18 protein-coding genes and 1 pseudogene are annotated in these 16,318 nt (G+C 58.6%); 11 read left to right on the top strand and 8 right to left on the bottom strand.

Annotated elements, in window-relative coordinates; translation table 11 throughout:
* The first annotated feature begins 110 nt into the window (after nucleotides 1-110).
* Genes CKW16_RS27145 through CKW16_RS27135 form a run of 3 tightly spaced genes read left to right on the top strand, consistent with a single transcriptional unit; the run spans nucleotide 111 to nucleotide 3,472 of the window.
* A complete protein-coding gene (locus CKW16_RS27145; protein WP_095132205.1) occupies nucleotides 111-773 on the top strand; it encodes a hypothetical protein in 663 nt (220 codons plus the stop codon).
* A gap of 58 nt (nucleotides 774-831) precedes the next feature.
* On the top strand, nucleotides 832-1,653 hold the full coding sequence (gene ppk2, locus CKW16_RS27140) for a polyphosphate kinase 2 (protein WP_095132265.1): 822 nt from the start codon (nucleotides 832-834) through the stop codon (nucleotides 1,651-1,653).
* 49 nt (nucleotides 1,654-1,702) lie between these two features.
* Nucleotides 1,703-3,472 (top strand): SulP family inorganic anion transporter, encoded by a 1,770-nt coding sequence (locus CKW16_RS27135; RefSeq protein ID WP_095132203.1) that lies wholly within the window; start codon nucleotides 1,703-1,705, stop codon nucleotides 3,470-3,472.
* A 16-nt stretch (nucleotides 3,473-3,488) separates the two neighbouring features.
* Here the strand turns inward: CKW16_RS27135 and CKW16_RS27130 are convergent, their stop codons facing one another.
* Both CKW16_RS27130 and CKW16_RS27125 read right to left on the bottom strand, forming a co-directional pair.
* Complete coding sequence (locus CKW16_RS27130; RefSeq protein WP_095132201.1) at nucleotides 3,489-3,857, bottom strand: DUF5064 family protein; 369 nt, start codon at nucleotides 3,855-3,857, stop codon at nucleotides 3,489-3,491.
* A 263-nt stretch (nucleotides 3,858-4,120) separates the two neighbouring features.
* Nucleotides 4,121-4,663 carry a DinB family protein gene (locus tag CKW16_RS27125; RefSeq protein ID WP_095132199.1) on the bottom strand — a complete coding sequence of 181 codons (543 nt, stop codon included), beginning with the start codon at nucleotides 4,661-4,663 and terminating at the stop codon, nucleotides 4,121-4,123.
* Between the two features lie 173 nt (nucleotides 4,664-4,836).
* Here CKW16_RS27125 and CKW16_RS27120 point away from each other — a divergent pair, with 173 nt between their 5' ends.
* Nucleotides 4,837-5,316: a VOC family protein gene (locus CKW16_RS27120; RefSeq protein WP_095132198.1), complete on the top strand. Its 480-nt coding sequence runs from the start codon at nucleotides 4,837-4,839 to the stop codon at nucleotides 5,314-5,316.
* A gap of 219 nt (nucleotides 5,317-5,535) precedes the next feature.
* The gene (locus CKW16_RS27115) at nucleotides 5,536-6,009 is read left to right on the top strand and encodes a GNAT family N-acetyltransferase (protein ID WP_095132196.1); all 474 of its coding nucleotides are present in this window, start codon (nucleotides 5,536-5,538) and stop codon (nucleotides 6,007-6,009) included.
* A gap of 4 nt (nucleotides 6,010-6,013) precedes the next feature.
* On the opposite strand, the gene CKW16_RS27110 is transcribed toward CKW16_RS27115, so the two are convergent.
* Complete coding sequence (locus tag CKW16_RS27110) at nucleotides 6,014-6,439, bottom strand: hypothetical protein (protein WP_095132195.1); 426 nt, start codon at nucleotides 6,437-6,439, stop codon at nucleotides 6,014-6,016.
* Between the two features lie 199 nt (nucleotides 6,440-6,638).
* Here CKW16_RS27110 and CKW16_RS27105 point away from each other — a divergent pair, with 199 nt between their 5' ends.
* The 3 genes from CKW16_RS27105 to CKW16_RS27095 are packed head-to-tail and all read left to right on the top strand — an operon-like array spanning nucleotide 6,639 to nucleotide 8,175.
* Nucleotides 6,639-7,010 (top strand): PH domain-containing protein, encoded by a 372-nt coding sequence (locus tag CKW16_RS27105; protein ID WP_046049313.1) that lies wholly within the window; start codon nucleotides 6,639-6,641, stop codon nucleotides 7,008-7,010.
* 36 nt (nucleotides 7,011-7,046) lie between these two features.
* Nucleotides 7,047-7,712 carry a DUF2268 domain-containing putative Zn-dependent protease gene (locus CKW16_RS27100; RefSeq protein ID WP_095132193.1) on the top strand — a complete coding sequence of 222 codons (666 nt, stop codon included), beginning with the start codon at nucleotides 7,047-7,049 and terminating at the stop codon, nucleotides 7,710-7,712.
* A gap of 40 nt (nucleotides 7,713-7,752) precedes the next feature.
* Nucleotides 7,753-8,175: an HD domain-containing protein gene (locus CKW16_RS27095; protein ID WP_095132192.1), complete on the top strand. Its 423-nt coding sequence runs from the start codon at nucleotides 7,753-7,755 to the stop codon at nucleotides 8,173-8,175.
* 183 nt (nucleotides 8,176-8,358) lie between these two features.
* Here the strand turns inward: CKW16_RS27095 and CKW16_RS27090 are convergent, their stop codons facing one another.
* The 3 genes from CKW16_RS27090 to speF form a co-directional block, all read right to left on the bottom strand.
* Nucleotides 8,359-9,264 (bottom strand): alpha/beta fold hydrolase, encoded by a 906-nt coding sequence (locus CKW16_RS27090; RefSeq protein WP_095132190.1) that lies wholly within the window; start codon nucleotides 9,262-9,264, stop codon nucleotides 8,359-8,361.
* Between the two features lie 116 nt (nucleotides 9,265-9,380).
* The gene (locus CKW16_RS27085) at nucleotides 9,381-11,057 is read right to left on the bottom strand and encodes an MFS transporter (RefSeq protein WP_095132189.1); all 1,677 of its coding nucleotides are present in this window, start codon (nucleotides 11,055-11,057) and stop codon (nucleotides 9,381-9,383) included.
* A 227-nt stretch (nucleotides 11,058-11,284) separates the two neighbouring features.
* Nucleotides 11,285-13,468, bottom strand: a complete 2,184-nt coding sequence (gene speF, locus CKW16_RS27080) for an ornithine decarboxylase SpeF (protein WP_095132187.1) — start codon at nucleotides 13,466-13,468, stop codon at nucleotides 11,285-11,287.
* Between the two features lie 576 nt (nucleotides 13,469-14,044).
* Between speF and CKW16_RS27070 the strand changes: the two genes are divergently transcribed.
* A complete protein-coding gene (locus CKW16_RS27070; RefSeq protein WP_095132185.1) occupies nucleotides 14,045-14,833 on the top strand; it encodes a DeoR/GlpR family DNA-binding transcription regulator in 789 nt (262 codons plus the stop codon).
* 10 nt (nucleotides 14,834-14,843) lie between these two features.
* Here CKW16_RS27070 and CKW16_RS27065 read toward each other — a convergent pair whose 3' ends face one another.
* A complete protein-coding gene (locus tag CKW16_RS27065) occupies nucleotides 14,844-15,095 on the bottom strand; it encodes a MoaD/ThiS family protein (RefSeq protein ID WP_095132183.1) in 252 nt (83 codons plus the stop codon).
* Nucleotides 15,096-15,103: 8 nt separating this feature from the next.
* Here CKW16_RS27065 and CKW16_RS32355 point away from each other — a divergent pair.
* Nucleotides 15,104-15,208 (top strand): annotated as a pseudogene (locus tag CKW16_RS32355) (ubiquinol oxidase subunit II); the annotation flags it as partial.
* Entirely contained in the window at nucleotides 15,195-15,350 is a 156-nt protein-coding gene (locus CKW16_RS27060) for a DUF2474 domain-containing protein (protein ID WP_095132182.1), read from the top strand. The pseudogene CKW16_RS32355 and the gene CKW16_RS27060, both read left to right, overlap by 14 nt.
* 70 nt (nucleotides 15,351-15,420) lie before the next feature.
* Here the strand turns inward: CKW16_RS27060 and CKW16_RS27055 are convergent, their stop codons facing one another.
* Complete coding sequence (locus CKW16_RS27055; protein ID WP_095132180.1) at nucleotides 15,421-16,272, bottom strand: CAP domain-containing protein; 852 nt, start codon at nucleotides 16,270-16,272, stop codon at nucleotides 15,421-15,423.
* Nucleotides 16,273-16,318 lie beyond the last annotated feature (46 nt).

The raw sequence follows: 16,318 nt of genomic DNA, 5'->3' as shown, positions 1-16,318 counted from the left end.
GTCAAGTCTGAACTAAGCTGTTCGATGTGCTTGCGGATGCTGGGTCTTGGCCATCCTGGCACGGCTGAAAACCAGGACCACGCTGACGCAGCCGTGGTGAGGATGAGCGCATGCAAAGCACTGGAGAGCAAAAACGGGCCCGGGTACTTGATCCGGTCGATCGTGTCACGGAGGTCATCTTTGGCCTGCTGATGGCAATGACCTTCACCGGAACCATCAGCGTGGCCACGTCTGGCCAGGAGGCGGAACGCACGATGATGATTGCCGCGCTGGGTTGTAACCTCGCCTGGGGACTTGCGGACGCCGTGATGTATTTACTGCGAACCCTGATCGAACGGACACGCAACCGTACGCTTCGCACCAACCTGCTCGGTGCGACGGATGCAGCCGCCGGGCAAGCGCTGATTGCCGAGGCGTTGCCCCCGCGCCTCGCAGCAGCGGCGGGCCCTGAAGAGCTGGAATCGTTGCGTCGCCGCCTGGTCGAGTATTCATCCATGCCGGTACAGCCGCGCCTCGGCTGGGATGATTTCAGGGGCGCTGTCGGCGTTTTCCTGTTGGTGGTGCTATCGACATTCCCGCTTGTGGTGCCGTTTCTGTTGCTCGATCAGACAGCGCTCGCCGTGCGCATGTCTAACCTGGTCGGACTCGGGGTGCTGTTTATCGCCGGTTGGATGCTCTCGAAGTACGCCGGCGCAAAACCGTGGCAAGGCGGTCTTGTGACGGCCGTCATCGGCGCTGTACTGATCACAGCGATCATCGCGCTCGGCGGGTGAGTTGAAAGCAACCTACGCTGAATACCTATTGGCGACTGGCATCTATGAGGTCTTGGTCATGGCAAAGGACAAGAAAAAAGCCCCTAAGAGTAAATCTGCTGAAAACCCGAAGCTGAAGAGCAAGGATTACCTTGAGCAACTGCGCACCCTGCACGTCGAACTGGTCAAGTTACAGGAGTGGGTAAAAGCCAAGGGCATCAAGCTCTGCATCGTCTTCGAGGGGCGCGATGGCGCGGGCAAGGGCGGGACGATCAAGGCGATCACCGAGCGCGTCAGCCCGCGTGTCTTTCGGGTGGTGGCGCTAACGGCGCCGAGTGATCGAGAGAAAAGCCAGATGTATGTCCAGCGTTACCTGCCGTACCTGCCCGCGGCTGGCGAAGTGGTGATCTTCGATCGCAGTTGGTACAACCGGGCGGGCGTCGAGCGGGTGATGGGTTTCTGCACTAAACAGCAGGTTGCCAGTTTCCTGAAGACAACGCCTCTGGTGGAGCGTGCAATCGTCGACTCGGGCGTGATCCTGCTCAAGTATTGGCTGGAAGTCAGCGAAGACGAGCAGACCCGCCGGCTTCAGGAGCGCATCAAGGATGGACGAAAAGTCTGGAAACTGACCCCAATGGATCTCAAGTCATACAGCCGCTGGTATGACTATTCACGTGCCCGTGACGACATGTTCAAGGCGACTGACACCGATCATGCCCCATGGCTGGTGGCCAATTCCAACGACAAACGGCGGGCGCGCCTTAACATCATCTCCGATTTGCTCAGCCGCATCCCGTACAAGGATGTACCGCGCGAGGAGGTGATATTGCCCAAACGGCAGAAGCCAGGCGGCTATCGCGACCCGGATTATCCGCACCGGCGAGTGCCCGAAAAATTCTGACGGGCACGTTTAAGCGAATCTGCGCTGCACACCTATAGGCCACAGCTTTATGAGCGATTCGGATTCTTCGCCTCCCGTCCCGGAACCGGGCCGGATTGCACGCCGCGATACCGGCGACGAAACCGGCTGGAGCCGTTGGCTTCCTGGACTTCGCACGCTGCGCGGATATCAGGTTGCCTGGTTGCGTCACGACATCATGGCCGGGCTGGTACTCACCACGATGTTGGTACCCGTCGGCATCGCTTACGCCGTGGCATCGGGCGTACCCGGCATCTATGGCCTCTACGCGACCATCGTTCCGCTACTCGCTTACGCATTGTTCGGGCCTAGCCGGATTCTGGTGCTGGGCCCGGATTCCTCACTGGCCGCCGTTATCCTGGCAGTCGTCCTGCCCCTGTCGGGCGGCGACCCGCATCGCGCCATCGCCCTTGCGGGCATGATGGCGATCGTTTCAGGCACCGTGTGCATCCTGGCGGGCATCATGCGTTTGGGCTTCATTACGGAGTTGCTGTCCAAGCCGATCCGCTACGGGTACATGAACGGCATCGCGCTGACGGTTTTGATCAGCCAACTACCCAAGTTTTTCGGTTTTTCGATTGAGTCCGACGGCCCGCTGAGAAACATATGGGCTATCGCCACCGCGGTGATGGAAGGAAAGACCAACTGGACCGCGTTTATTATCGGCGCAGCCACCTTGGTCGTGATCCTGCTGCTCAAGGGCTTCAAGCGCGTGCCGGGCATCTTGATCGCCGTGGCAGGCGCGACCGTCGCCGTCGGTGTGCTGGACCTTGGCACGCGCGCGGGTGTGTCGGTCCTCGGTGCTCTTCCACAAGGTTTACCTGCGTTCGCCATCCCCTGGATCACCCAAGCCGATATTGTCCCGGTGCTCATCGGCGGTTTTGCCGTCGCCCTGGTGTCGTTCGCCGACACCAGCGTGCTCTCGCGTGTCTATGCGGCGCGAACCCGTACCTACGTGGACCCGAACCAGGAGATGGCAGGGCTCGGTTTTGCCAATCTGGCGGCTGGATTTTTCCAGGGCTTTCCAATCAGCAGCAGTTCGTCACGCACCCCCGTGGCCGAAGCCGCAGGCGCCAAAACCCAGTTGACAGGGGTCGTCGGCGCATTGGCCGTTGCCTTATTGCTGATGGTGGCGCCGAACCTGTTGCAGAGTTTGCCCAGCAGCGCACTGGCAGCGGTCGTGATCGCGTCGGCCATCGGCCTGATTGAAGTCGCCGACCTGCGACGCATTTATCGCATCCAGCGCTGGGAGTTCTGGTTGTCGATCGTCTGCACCGTCGGCGTGGCTGTGTTCGGTGCGATCGAGGGCATCGGGCTGGCCATCGTGATCGCCGTGATCGAATTTCTGTGGGATGGCTGGCGGCCGTATTCCGCGGTGCTGGGGCAAGCCAAGGGGGTCAAGGGCTACCACGACATCCAGCGCTATCCCGACGCGAGCCTTATCCCCGGCCTGGTGCTGTTTCGCTGGGATGCGCCGTTGTTTTTCGCCAACGCCGAACTGTTCAATGACCGAGTGCTTGCCGCAGTGGCGACATCGCCTACGCCCGTGCGCTGGTTGGTCGTTGCGGCCGAACCCGTCACCAGTGTGGACGTGACCTCTGCCGACGTGTTGGCTGAACTGGACGACACCTTGCACGCGGCGGGCATCAAGTTGTGCGTGGCCGAGATGAAGGACCCGGTCAAGGACAAGCTGAAGCGATTCGGGCTGTTCGCACGGCTTGGCGAATCGGCGTTCTTTCCAACCATCGACGATGCCGTCGACAGCTACCTCGTGATCCATCCGGTGGATGGGGCGCGCTGAGTGGCATTGGCGTCACTCAGCGACGGTCTTTCTCAGCGTTATCCAGATTGACTGGATCGCCCGGTTGGACGCCGAGTTTGTCGCGAATATCCTCGAACATCGCGTCGTATTCCTTGTGCCCGCGCATGATCAGACTGGCATTGGCGGGCACTCCATGCTTGGCCGCAGCCTTTGCCACGCGGCTGGCAAAGTTGAAGGCCGTGTCGCGGTGCATATCGAATTCTTCAGTGAAGCTTTTACCTGATACCGCTCCGTCCATCTTGAAGTGCATCAGCATGCCTTCCTTGGGGTCGCGGCGGACTTCATAGAAGACATCAATGTTGTATTCCGGGACTCCGGGAGTGCCAGGAGCATTAGTACGGTTCAGGTGACCGGGCTTGAACATGAGAGGCTCCTTTTGGGTGGATGGCTACCGGCTGGATTCGCGGTTCGATTGAGGCCAAATGACTTGGATTTCAGTCCATGGAAATCGCATTAATGGAGCGCGTTCCATAGTGTGGTGCTATCAATTTGTAGCAGCGCAAAATCTCCCTTTAGAGCTTAGGTGATTGCTTGGGGTTTTCTACCTTCAAGGTGCACGAAAAGAGTTCCCAGGCTGAAGGGGCAGTACCGGACAACGACTGTCAGGAGCAACCAGAGCTGTCGCTTTTATACGCAGGATTGGGATGGAATGAGAAAGACTAAATCTGTATCAACTATGTCAATACCAGCCTGTGAAAGCAGGGTAGTAACCTGGCCACGGTGATGGGTTTGATGGTTAAAAAAATGCATGACAAGGCTGTAAAAATTCTTATCGGACACTACACCGTTCATGCTGGCGTAATGGAGAGTGTGGTCTAGATCGGACTCTGTAATAGAGTGAGCCCATTCGACGATTATCTGATCGAGTCTCTCTCGATGCACTGAGAGCTCTGGCACAGTAGAGAACAACAATTGGTCGAGGCTTTCCGGATCGGAAAGTTGCCTCACCGGCTCCAGTGCCGTGTGGTCCGCTGGATGCTTGGCGAATCGCTTTAGCCACACAGTGTCTCCGATTGCCACGTGGTTTAGCGTCCCGAGAATAGACTTGAAGAACGCTTTCCTATCGGCTGAGAGCTCATCATCGGACAAGCACCTGGTTGCCCCATAGATCTTTGCGTTCATCCATTGGTTATAGGTCGCCATCAGGCAGATGTGGTCGGCGCGGCTCATGTGTTCATCCTTTGAGTATGTGTTCGCACACTCCATGCGAGGCCGGGATGTTATCGCCTCCGATGCGGAGCAGCTACTGAAGTTGGCAGACCAGGGTAACGCCAGTTGCCAAAGCCGTCCCGCTGAATGCGCTGCTAAAATGCAGGTCCCCGTTCCGATTCTGGAGAACCAAGATGATCAGCAAAAACACGATTTGTCTGTGGTACGACGGCACCGCGCTGGACGCTGCGACGTTCTACGCCGAAACGTTCCCGGACAGCGCTGTGGGAGCTGTCCTTCGCGCGCCCGGCGACTATCCGGCGGGCAAGCAGGGTGATGTCTTGACGGTCGAGTTCACGGTGATGGGCATCCCTTGCCTCGGACTGAACGGAGGCTCGGCGATCAAGCACAACGAGGCTTTTTCGTTCCAGGTGGCGACCGACGACCAAGCCGAAACGGACCGCTTGTGGAACGTGATTGTCGGAAATGGCGGCCAGGAAAACGTATGCGGGTGGTGCCAGGACAAGTGGGGATTATCATGGCAGATCACACCACGCGTTCTGACCGCCGCGATAGCCAATCCTGATCAAGCAGCGGCCAAGCGCGCGTTCGACGCCATGATGGAGATGGGAAAGATCGACATCGCTGCGATTGAAGCGGCTGTTAAGGGTTAACCAGCGCTGCTTGGGGCACAAGATTGACAACCCACTTCTCGAACAACACTATCTGCCCATGATCTACACACCTCGCACGTACATGATGTATTCCTCCATGACCGCTTCCGGCGGGCCATGAGGTCATGCGTGCTTAGAACCTGACGTATTAACCAAGGCCCCGCCAGAAATGGACGGGGCTTTTTAGTTTCCGTCCGCCGATGGCTAACGGAGTTTGAAATGTTAGAGATCAAACGAGCCCATCACGGCGATTGCCGGGCGGCATTCGACATTCGCCGTCAAGCGATACGGCATCAATGCATCGGCGCCTATACCTCGCAGCAAATGGACATCTGGACGGCAGGGGCCGCCGAGGACGGATATTGCGACCTGATGGAAAAACGCTTCTATCTGGGGTGTATTCAGGGAGAACCTGTGGCGACAGGCATGCTTGATCTGGAGAGGCGTGAAATCGGCGCGATCTTTGTCCTGCCAGGTTTTATGCAGCGGGGCATTGGCAAGCGCATTCTGGATTATCTTGAGTGCCTGGCGCGGGATCTGGGGCTGGAGGAAGTTAATCTGGATGCTACGTTGAACGCTGCTGACTTCTACCGGCGATGCGGTTTCGTCGGTGAACAGACGGCTATTTACCATTCGCCCTCGGGCCTGCAACTCGCTTGCATTCCGATGGTGAAGGCGCTTTTGCGTTCTTGAGCGGCTACTGCGCTTTCCAGTGACCACCACCCGACTCGCAATCAATTTTCGCCTGACTCAAATGCTCAGCGCCGTAGTAATACGTAGTGACCTTGGCATTGTTCGGAATATTCAGCGATGTGCTGCTCTTGTCCTTGCTGGTGGAGTGAGGATTGGCCAGCGATTCTTGCGTCAACGTGGCGATGCAAGTGGCCTGAGAATGATCGGCGCATTGTTCGACTTTTTTCTTGGTGCTGGTCAGCATGTCATTGCTCTCGTTGCTGCATGACCAATCGATGGAGCCCACTGGCATGCCTTCGTACTCATAACAGCTATGCGTTTCGACCACCGGCACGGAAGGGCTTTGAGAGCGGGTCAGCACGTCACAGCCTTCAGCCATGACCAGGGTGGGACTCAGGCTGGCAAGCAGAAACAGCAGTCTACTGTTCATCGGGATTTCCTCTCCAATGGCGCCTTGTTTGATCAAAGATCAGCGCTGATAGGGTTTCGAAAACGCGATGAGGCGCGGGGTTCCATTGGTTTTTCAGATCCGCTGTGGGAGGGGGAGCAAAAAGCGCAGGCCCGATGGTATGCTCGCCGCGCCACGCGCTGGCAATCCAGGGAACACTCGTTAAGGAAGGGGATGGCGGATGATCGATTTCAACAACAAAGGCTTTTTCAAACTCAAGCAAAACAACGAGTACGCGGAGCGAGTCACCGCGCTGCTGCTGGACGGCGAGCAGGTCATTGATGCCTATAAATCCATGCGCGACGGCGTGGTGTTTACCAACAAACGAATTATTGCGGTCAACGTGCAAGGCATCACCGGCAGCAAAAAAGACTTCACTTCATTGCCTTACAAAAACATCGTCGCTTACTCCGTGGAAACCTCGGGCACCTTCGACCTGGATTCTGAGCTGGAAATCTACTTCTCGGCGCTGGGCAGAGTGAAGTTTGAATTCACTGGGAGGACGTCGATGGTCGAGATTTCCAAACTCATCTCACAGCATCTGTTGGGCTGAGTTTTTAGGCTTCGTGACAGTTTTTCAGAGGTAAGAATGGACGCATGGACACTGCATTGGCTGGAAGCCTCGGGGAGCCTTGGCGAACTTCGCTCCGATTTGACCGGTGAATTTGACGCCGCTTACAAGACAGTCTCCCGTCTGATTACGCCTCCGCGACTTGATGTGTTGATCCAGCGGCTCCCTGGCGAGACCATTCCTGAGATGGGCCTCGTGGGGCGAGCTTATCGAAGCTCAATGTTCTCGATGACCATCGATCCAGACAACCCGAATTTGTTGCCGAGCCTGCGCACGGGCACGCTGCATCGACAAATCATCCATGAGGTTCATCATTGCTTGCGCATGGCGGGGCCTGGCTACGGTTGGACCTTAGGTGAAGCCTTGGTCAGTGAGGGACTTGCCGGACAGTTTGTCCGGCATTTGCTCGGCAGCGACCCAGAGCCTTGGGAGTGTGCCGTTACCGATGCCGATCTGCTTCGCTCCCCGGCAGACCTGAAGACCCTTGAGTCCACGCACTACAATCACAGCGAGTGGTTTTTCGGTGTTGGTGCTCACCCGAAATGGCTTGGCTATACGCTCGGTTATCAGATGGTTGGCCGCTGGCTTGCGTCAGTGGGCGAAATCGATGCTGCAACCTGGATCAACGTGCCTGCTCAAGATATTGTCGCCTCAGCGCTTGAGGAAGGCTTTGTGTTGAGCTAACCCAACGACCGCTAAGGCATTCAAGCCTGGGAGCTGCGAGATGACTCAAACACTGGAACGCGCCATTGCCATCGCCGCCGCTGCGCATGAGGGGCAGGTCGACAAGGGCGGTAGTCCTTACATCCTGCATCCGCTGAAAGTCATGTTGCGGGTCACGACGCTGGAAGAACGCATCGTCGCAGTGCTGCATGACGTGGTCGAGGACTGTGGCATCAGCCTTGATGACCTGCGCAAGGAAGGCTTCAGCGAAGCCGTTCTGACGGCCATCGAGTCGGTGACCAAAGTGGCGGGTGAGTCCTATGAAGCCTTCGTCGAACGCGCGGCGCAGAACCCGATAGGCCGGGTGGTGAAACTGGCGGACCTTGAAGAGAACAGCGATCTGTCGCGGATCGCGCAGCCGTCGTGGGAAGACCTGGAACGCATTGAAAAATATCGGCGTGCGATCGGCGTGTTGCGTTCCTGACGAGCCGAACAAATAGATCAGTTGCGCCCCGTACTGTGTAGCAGCTGGCGAAGCCTGCGTTCGGCTGCGCAGCAGTCGTAAAACCTGAACACACGGTTTTCCTGAATCACCGCGTTGCCTGACATCACGACTGCTTCGCAGCCGAACGCAGGCTTCGCCAGCTGCTACACAGTACGAGTTGCATTACTGCGCGATAAACTCGCGAATCGCTCGAATGGTCTGCGTTGGCGCTTCCTCCATCAGCCAATGTCCCGCCCCCGGAATCACCACTTGGGTCACCGTGTCCGCTGCATTGCGCATCACGATCGCTTCATTTTCCCCAAAGGATTTTTCCCCACCGACGGCCAGCACCGGCATCGTCAGCCGCGTTGCCATCGACGCTTCGTTGTCCACCGCGTCCTGACGAATGCTGCGGAACTGGGCGAAGGCTGCGTGCATGGCCCCGGGTCGGGCATAAAGTTTGGCGTAATGCTGACGGGTGGCTTCATCCACCTTGGTGGGGTCGCCCGCGAACTCGTTCCAGAACCGGTCCAGGTAGATGCGCTCCCGACCGGCGACCAGGCGTTCGGCATCCGGTCCGCCGAAGTCGAAGTGCCACAGCATTGGTGAGCGGACAATGTCGTTCCAAGGGGGAATGCCCGGCACAGGCGCATCCATCACCACCAGGCGATCGGTCAGTTGCGGATAACGCGAGGCGTAGGCGAAGGCGACCATGGTGCCGATGTCGTGGCCGATGACCACCGATTGTTCGATACCCAGCACTGCCAACAACGCACGGATGTCGCCGGCCTGGGTCTTCTTGTCGTAGCCGCTGTCCGGGATCGACGACAAGCCCATGCCGCGAAGGTCCGGCACGACGACGGTGTGATCCTTGGCCAGATCGGCGGCCAGTGGCGCCCACATGTCGCCGGTGTCGCCGAAGCCATGCAGCAGCACCACGGCGGGCCCCTTGCCGCCGACGCGCACATGCAGCGTGACGCCTTCGACCGGGATGTCCTGAGTCCGAAAGGCAGCAGGGAATGGCGTCACCCCGGCCTGCGCCGGGATGCTGAGCGCTAGCAGCATAAAAGCGGTTAACAGACGGATCATGATGGTGCCCTCCATCAGTGCGCAGGGAAGTAACCCCGACACAATGTGGATGAGCGTAGACCGTTTGATCGTTTCTGGATTGCCCTCTCCCTGGCAGGAGAGGGCAGGTACCAACCTTAGGTGTGATGAATTTCCCGATCCTTGGTTTCCGGCAGGAAGAACGTGCCAAGAATGGCCGTCATCACCGCGATGACAATCGGGTACCACAGTCCGTAGTAGATATCACCCGTGGCCGCCACCATCGCGAACGCCACCGTGGGCAGAAAGCCGCCGAACCATCCGTTGCCGATGTGGTAGGGCAGTGACATCGAGGTGTAGCGGATGCGCGCCGGGAACAGTTCCACCAGCCAGGCGGCGATCGGGCCGTAGACCATGGTCACGTAGATCACCAGGATGGTCAGGAGCAGCAGCACCATCGGGTAGTTGGTCTTGGCCGGGTCGGCCTTCTCGGGGTAGCCGGCGTCCTTGAGCGCAGTGCCGAGGGTGGCAGCGAAGGCGTCGTTTTTGACCTTGAAGTCGGCGCCCGGCATGCCGGTGCCCTCGAAGCTCTGGATCACCTTGTCGCCGATGCGGACCTGCGCGACGGTGCCCGGTTCGGCCTTCACGTTTTCATAGGGTATGGCCCGCTTTGCCAACACTGTCTTGGCCAGGTCGCAGGAGCTGGTGAATTTGGCCTTGCCCACAGGGTCGAACTGGAACGAGCACTGGTCGGGATCGGCGACCACCGTGACCGGGTTCTTCTCCTGCGCGACGAACACGTCGGGGTTACCGTATTGGGTCAACGCATTGAAGATCGGGAAGTAGGTCACTGCCGCCAGGATGCAGCCGGCCATGATGATCCCCTTGCGGCCGATGCGGTCGGACAGGCTGCCGAATATGACGAAGAACGGCGTGCCGATCAGCAGAGAGCCGGCAATCAGCAAGTTGGCGGTCTGCGCTTCGATCTTCAGCGTCTGCAGCAGGAAGAACAGCGCGTAGAACTGCCCGGTGTACCAGACGACGGCCTGGCCGGCAGTGCCGCCGAGCAGGGCCATGATCACGATTTTTAGGTTGTCCCAGCGGGCGAAGGATTCGGTCAGCGGTGCCTTGGAGGACTTGCCTTCAGCCTTCATTTTCAGGAACACCGGCGACTCGCTGAGTTGCAGGCGGATGTACACCGAGATGATCAGCAGCAGGATCGACAGCAGGAACGGAATCCGCCAGCCCCAGGCCTCGAAGGCTTCGGTGCCGAGGATCGTGCGGCAGGCGAGGATCACCAGCAGCGAGAGGAACAGCCCAAGGGTTGCAGTGGTTTGAATCCACGAAGTGAAGTAGCCGCGCTTGCCTTTCGGTGCATGCTCGGCGACGTAGGTCGCCGCGCCGCCGTACTCACCGCCCAGGGCCAGGCCTTGCAGCAGGCGCAGGCTGATCAGGATGATCGGTGCCGCCACGCCGATGGTCGCGTAGCCGGGTAAAAAGCCCACCACGGCGGTGGAGATACCCATGATCACAATGGTGATGAGAAAGGTGTGTTTGCGTCCGATCATGTCGCCCAGTCGGCCGAACACGATGGCGCCGAAGGGGCGTACCGCGAAGCCCGCGGCGAACGCGAGCAGCGCGAAGATGAAGGACGTTGTTTCATTTACGCCGGCGAAGAAGTGCTTCGCAATAATTGCGGCGAGAGAGCCGTAAAGATAGAAGTCGTACCACTCGAACACGGTGCCCAGGGACGAGGCGAAAATGACCTTGCGCTCCTCCTTGGTGAGCCCGTGGTGGGGCACGCTGCCCGCGGAAGTGTTGTCGATTGTGGCCATGAGTCTTCTCCGTCGTTCTTGTTATAGGCCGGAGTACCTCGTTACTTTTTTTGCCGTACCCAGGCCCTGGGACTGATGTCGTCGGATTACGGATTGCGCGAAGCATGCACACAGGCTGACGGCCTCGCATCGCTGCAAGGTTTCATGAAGCATAATCGGCTTCGCGCAGATATCCACTCGCCATCACGCTCGACCCCGGGCTGACACACCGCTGGAGGTGTGAAGACTCACGTCTTGATCACGTACCCATAGGCTCGAATGCGATCACCCTCCTGTTTCAAGTACACGCCCTGTAGTTCCGGCGTGAAGCCGGGCAGTGAGTTGATACCTTCCTCCAGCGCCAGGAAGTATTTAAGCACCGCACCGCCCCATATTTCCCCGGGCACCACGCAGAGCACGCCGGGTGGATAGGGAAGAGCACCTTCGGCAGCGATGCGACCTTCAGCGTCCGCCAGCGCCACCAGTTCGACGTTGCCACGGATGAATTCGAACTGTGCTGCTTGCGGGTTCATCGCCTTTTTCGGGAAGTGTTCCTTGCGGAACATTGCCTTCTGCAATTGCTGGACGTTGTGGGTGCGGTAGAGGTCGTGCATCTCCTGGCAGAGTTGGCGAATGGTGTAGTTGCGATAGCGCTCCTGATGCTTTGCATAGATGGCCGGCAACACCCGGCTCATTGGCGCGTCATCACTGATGAAGCGTTCAAAGCGCGCGATCTGCGAGGCGAGATGAGTCATCTTCGCCCAGTCTTCGGCAGGGGTGAGCAGGAACAGAATCGAGTTCAGGTCGCACTTTTCCGGAACGATGCCATTCTCGCGCAGGAAGTTGGCGAGGATGCCGGCATGGATGCCGAAGTCGGTGTAACTGCCATCGATCGGGTCGATACCGGGTGTTGTGAACAGTAACTTGCAGGGGTCGATGAAGTATTGCTTGTCGGCGTAACCACCGAAGGCATGCCAGCGATCCTTCGGATGGAATTCGAAAAACCGGATGTCGTTGGCGATGTCCTCAGTCGGATGGTCCTGCCAGGGGCGACCGTCAATGGTGTCCGGCACGAAGGGGCGAACCAGGGTGCACGCTTCCAGAATCAACTTGCGCGCGTCGATGCCGAACTTCACACAGTCTTCCCACAGGCGCAGGCCACTGCGGCCGGAATGGATGCGCGCGTTCACATCCAGTGAGGCGAACAGCGGGTAAAACGGGCTGGTAGACGCTTGGGCCATGAAGGCGTTGTTCAGCTGCGCATGGTTGCAATAACGGGCCTGGCCCTTGATATGGCGATCTTTCTTGTGGATTTGCGACGCCTGGGAAAACCCCGCCTGCTGTTTGTGCACCGATTGGGTGACAAAGATCCCGGGGTCGTTCTCGTGCAGATCCAGCAGCAGCGGCGAGCAATCCTTCATCATAGGGATGAACTGTTCGTAGCCCACCCACGCCGAGTCAAACAGGATGTAGTCGCACAGTTTGCCGATGCGATCGACGACTTGTCTGGCGTTGTAGATGGTGCCGTCATAGGTGCCCAGCTGAATGATCGCCAGGCGAAACGGCCGTGGCAGCTCGGCCTTGTCCGGCGCAACTTCACTGATGAGTGCGCGCAGGTAATCTTCTTCGAAACAATGGGCGTCAATCCCGCCGATGAAACCATAGGGGTTGCGCGCGGTTTCCAGGTAAACCGGGGTCGCCCCCGCCTGGATCAACGCACCTTGGTGATTGGATTTGTGGTTGTTGCGGTCAAACAGCACCAGGTCGCCAGGCGTGAGCAACGCGTTGGTGACCACCTTGTTGGAGGCCGATGTGCCATTGAGTACGAAGTAGGTCTTGTCGGCGTTGAACACCTGCGCCGCGTGCTTTTGCGCCAGAAGTGCCGGGCCTTCGTGGATCAGCAAATCGCCAAGTTTGACGTCGGCGTTGCACATGTCGGCGCGAAACAGGGTCTCGCCGAAGAAGTCGAAGAACTGCCGGCCAGCCGGGTGTTTGCGGAAAAACTGGCCGCCCTGGTGACCCGGGCAGGCGAACGTCGCGTTGGCTGATTCGGTGTAGTGCTTGAGCGCGTCGAAGAACGGCGGCAGGAGACTTTCTTCATAGGCTTTTGCCGCGGTCTCCAATTGGTTGCCATGGTATTCGGCGTTGTTGCGCGAGGGGTCAAAAATGCCATTCACCTGAAGCAGAACATCTTGCAGGTGCTTGTAGACGTCCCGGGCGCGGTTGCCGGAACCGGGGGAGGCGACGAGAAAAATGGGGATATCGAAACCGGTACGTTGCAGGACATCCAAAGCGCCCCCCATCACATCCTCCACAGAGAACACCGCAACCGCGACATCGGTGTAGTCGGTTTGATTGAGCGGAATCACTTCCCGGGAGGTCTGGAAACAATCGAACGCGGAATCACTGGCGGCAATTTTCAGGGTTTTCATGCGAGGAATCTCCTAGCGGACAGTCACTTGTCGGCTTTTTTCAAGAGATCAATTTAGCGAGGGAGCCTTCAAGGCTCCCTGATCCAAATCATGTCGACACTGGTTATAGACCATGTTGGGAAGGGTTACGGCTTTTCTACCGGCTTTTCCCAAGGATTACCGACAGGCGCTCGACCACCTCTGTTTCGGCAACCCCTTCGTTGGCGCCTTCATGAAAGACCGCGCAACTCGCCGCGTTTTCGCCATCAACGCAGCGATAGACCGCTCATGGCGGGCCATGAGTTGACTCTGGATGGAGAAGGGAGCGAATGGCCCTTGGTTTCTGCTGATCAGGCGTGACCCAACGCAATCGCGAACGAGACCACGATCAAGCACGCAAAGGCAAAATTTAGATTCATGAAGTTTTCATCCAAAACATGTGTGATGGCGCCATCTTGAATAGGTCACAAACAAATAAAAAATTCGACTTCATGATTTGAATCATCGAATGAATTGATGTCCGGGTGGTTTGTGTTTATCCCGCGCTTTGGCTAGTCTCGCACAAACACGCAATTACACGCAAAAGCGGGCAAAAACATGCACGATTCACACTCCGCCGCCGAACTCCCTCATCTGCGCCGGCAAAAAATCCTGTTGATTCTCGAACGTGACGGCAAGGTCATGGCCAGTGAGCTTAGCCAGCATTTCGTGGTGTCCGAAGATACTATTCGCCGTGACTTGGCGGAGCTGGCGACCGCCGGGCTGGTGCAGCGGGTGCATGGCGGGGCGCTGCCGCGGCCCAAGGACACCGGCAAGGATTATTTCACCCGCGTCAGCGAAACCGATGAGGTGAAAACACACCTGGCACAACTCGCCGCACGCCAGGTGCACAACGGCCAGATTGTGATTTTCGATTCGGGGAGCACGACGCTGCAAATCGCCCGTTCTCTACCTTTGGACATTGCCATTACGGCCGTCACCGCCTCGCCGATGATCGCGATCACCTTGGCCGAATACAAAGGCATCACGGTGATTCTGGCCGGCGGACAACTCAACCCCGCGACCATGTCAGCCAGCGGACATGAAACCTTGCGGCTGATCGAGGGCATCAAGGCTGATCTGCTGTTCACCGGCGTCTGCGCGATTCACCCGGAAGTCGGTATCAGCTCCCTGCATTTCGACGAGGTGCCGGTCAAACAGGCGATGCTCGCCAGCGCCTCCCATGTCGTTGCCGTAACCACCGCCGACAAACTGGGGGCGGTGGAGCCGTTCGTTGTTGCGCCGTGTCAGCGCATTCATACCCTGATCACCGAGCGTCATGTGGCGTCGGGCAATGTCGAGGACTATCAAAAACTGGGGATCGAGGTGGTGCAGGTGGAGGCGTGACCATCATGCTTCAGCCCCCGGTTACCGGCGGAAAAAAGGCGATCTCGTCAAAGTCCTCGATCGCCTGATCCGGGTGGCACAGCTCCTGATTCAGGGCGCACATCAGGTTGCTTTCACCCAGCACCTCTGCCCAGACACCGCCGCGCGCGATCAGCAGTTGGCGGACGTCGTCGATGCTTTTGAGGGTGGCGGTCAATGGCAGCTTTTCACCGCCAAGGTTCAGCTGCTCGCGATAGCGCGCGAAGAAACTGATCAGAATCATTGTGCGTCCTCTTGATCGGGGCCTTGTTCATTCTCCCGATCATCCTGATGTACACCTGCTGGAGCTACTACGTGTTCCGCGGCAAAGTGAGGATCGGTGATGGCTACCATTAAATCGCGTCAGCCTGAACCCGCGCGCTGGCACCGGCGCCTCGGGTGGCTTGTGTTGATCTGGCTGGGCAGTGTGCTGGCGTTGGGTGTCGTGGCGGGGGCATTGCGATTGTTGATGCATGCGGCCGGGATGAGTACCCACTGACGATCGCTGCAAAAAGAAACCCGGAGCCCCATGACAGGGCTCCGGGTTTTTTCTATCGGGCGTCCCGAACTTACTGCGCCCCGAACATCGCCGTCCAGTAAATCCCAGGATCACTTTTCGGATCAACCGCATAGGCCGCGCCCAACTCCCGGTACTGTGGGTTCATCAGGTTCGCGCAGTGACCGGCGCTGGACACCCAGCCTTCGACCACCTTGCGCACGGTGTCTTGGCCGGCAGCGATGTTCTCGCCGACCTGCCCGCCGCTGTAACCGGCCAATTCAGCCCGGTCACCCGGCATGCGGCCATCGCGGTCCTTGTGATCGAAGTAATTGTTGTTGGCCATTGACCGGGCGTGCTCTTCGGCCGCCGTCGCCAGCGGGGCGTTCCAGGCCAGTGGCGTGGTGGCGGCAAAGGATTGCGTGCCGCACTGGCGCGGCTGGCTGCGTACGATGTTGAGCTCGGCCAGCAGCTTCTGGCCTTCCGCCTGCCAGTCGCCCAGGCGACCGCTCAACAGTGGACGCGCCAGCACGATGCGCCACTCGCGGTCCTGGTGGCTGACGCCGACATCGACGAATTGCGGGTCCAGCACGATCTGGCAAAAGCTTTCCTGAATGGCTTTCATCGCCGACGGCGCATCGCGCGGCCCGGACAGGCTGATCGCCTGCACATTCTTCATCGGATAACCCGCGCTGGCCATTGCCTGCTGCAGATTGCCGACGCTGTTGGCGTTCAGCGCCAGCCGCGGGTCGCCGGCCAGCGGTGGCAGTTCCTGCGATACCTGACCCGCGCAGCGCTGCACCTGACTGCGGTAGAGGTTGATCGAATCAATCAGTTGTTTCTCGTCGGCCGCCAACGCATTCATGGCGAACAACATCCCCAGTGACACCGTGGCAAGACGCATAGCAGATGATTTGAAGCGCATGGAAATCCCCTTGAGCTGACTGCGCCCATGATGCGCGATTTCACCC

Origin of the sequence: Pseudomonas sp. Irchel s3h14 (genome assembly GCF_900187425.1) — a bacterium.
Taxonomy (GTDB): Bacteria; Pseudomonadota; Gammaproteobacteria; order Pseudomonadales; family Pseudomonadaceae; genus Aquipseudomonas.
This window is presented reverse-complemented; position numbering and strand designations above follow the sequence as displayed.

What these genes read in the sequence shown, in the direction of transcription:
- CKW16_RS27095 (WP_095132192.1), top strand. Translation starts at nt 7,753, where the DNA reads ATGACTCAAACACTGGAACGCGCCATTGCCATCGCCGCCGCTGCGCAT.
- CKW16_RS27135 (WP_095132203.1), top strand. Translation starts at nt 1,703, where the DNA reads ATGAGCGATTCGGATTCTTCGCCTCCCGTCCCGGAACCGGGCCGGATT.
- CKW16_RS27100 (WP_095132193.1), top strand. Translation starts at nt 7,047, where the DNA reads ATGGACGCATGGACACTGCATTGGCTGGAAGCCTCGGGGAGCCTTGGC.
- speF (WP_095132187.1), bottom strand. Translation starts at nt 13,468, where the DNA reads ATGAAAACCCTGAAAATTGCCGCCAGTGATTCCGCGTTCGATTGTTTC.
- CKW16_RS27070 (WP_095132185.1), top strand. Translation starts at nt 14,045, where the DNA reads ATGCACGATTCACACTCCGCCGCCGAACTCCCTCATCTGCGCCGGCAA.
- CKW16_RS27065 (WP_095132183.1), bottom strand. Translation starts at nt 15,095, where the DNA reads ATGATTCTGATCAGTTTCTTCGCGCGCTATCGCGAGCAGCTGAACCTT.
- CKW16_RS27120 (WP_095132198.1), top strand. Translation starts at nt 4,837, where the DNA reads ATGATCAGCAAAAACACGATTTGTCTGTGGTACGACGGCACCGCGCTG.
- CKW16_RS27145 (WP_095132205.1), top strand. Translation starts at nt 111, where the DNA reads ATGCAAAGCACTGGAGAGCAAAAACGGGCCCGGGTACTTGATCCGGTC.
- CKW16_RS27125 (WP_095132199.1), bottom strand. Translation starts at nt 4,663, where the DNA reads ATGAGCCGCGCCGACCACATCTGCCTGATGGCGACCTATAACCAATGG.
- CKW16_RS27085 (WP_095132189.1), bottom strand. Translation starts at nt 11,057, where the DNA reads ATGGCCACAATCGACAACACTTCCGCGGGCAGCGTGCCCCACCACGGG.
- CKW16_RS27130 (WP_095132201.1), bottom strand. Translation starts at nt 3,857, where the DNA reads ATGTTCAAGCCCGGTCACCTGAACCGTACTAATGCTCCTGGCACTCCC.
- CKW16_RS27090 (WP_095132190.1), bottom strand. Translation starts at nt 9,264, where the DNA reads ATGATCCGTCTGTTAACCGCTTTTATGCTGCTAGCGCTCAGCATCCCG.
- CKW16_RS27115 (WP_095132196.1), top strand. Translation starts at nt 5,536, where the DNA reads ATGTTAGAGATCAAACGAGCCCATCACGGCGATTGCCGGGCGGCATTC.
- CKW16_RS27105 (WP_046049313.1), top strand. Translation starts at nt 6,639, where the DNA reads ATGATCGATTTCAACAACAAAGGCTTTTTCAAACTCAAGCAAAACAAC.
- CKW16_RS27055 (WP_095132180.1), bottom strand. Translation starts at nt 16,272, where the DNA reads ATGCGCTTCAAATCATCTGCTATGCGTCTTGCCACGGTGTCACTGGGG.
- CKW16_RS27060 (WP_095132182.1), top strand. Translation starts at nt 15,195, where the DNA reads ATGGCTACCATTAAATCGCGTCAGCCTGAACCCGCGCGCTGGCACCGG.
- CKW16_RS27110 (WP_095132195.1), bottom strand. Translation starts at nt 6,439, where the DNA reads ATGAACAGTAGACTGCTGTTTCTGCTTGCCAGCCTGAGTCCCACCCTG.
- ppk2 (WP_095132265.1), top strand. Translation starts at nt 832, where the DNA reads ATGGCAAAGGACAAGAAAAAAGCCCCTAAGAGTAAATCTGCTGAAAAC.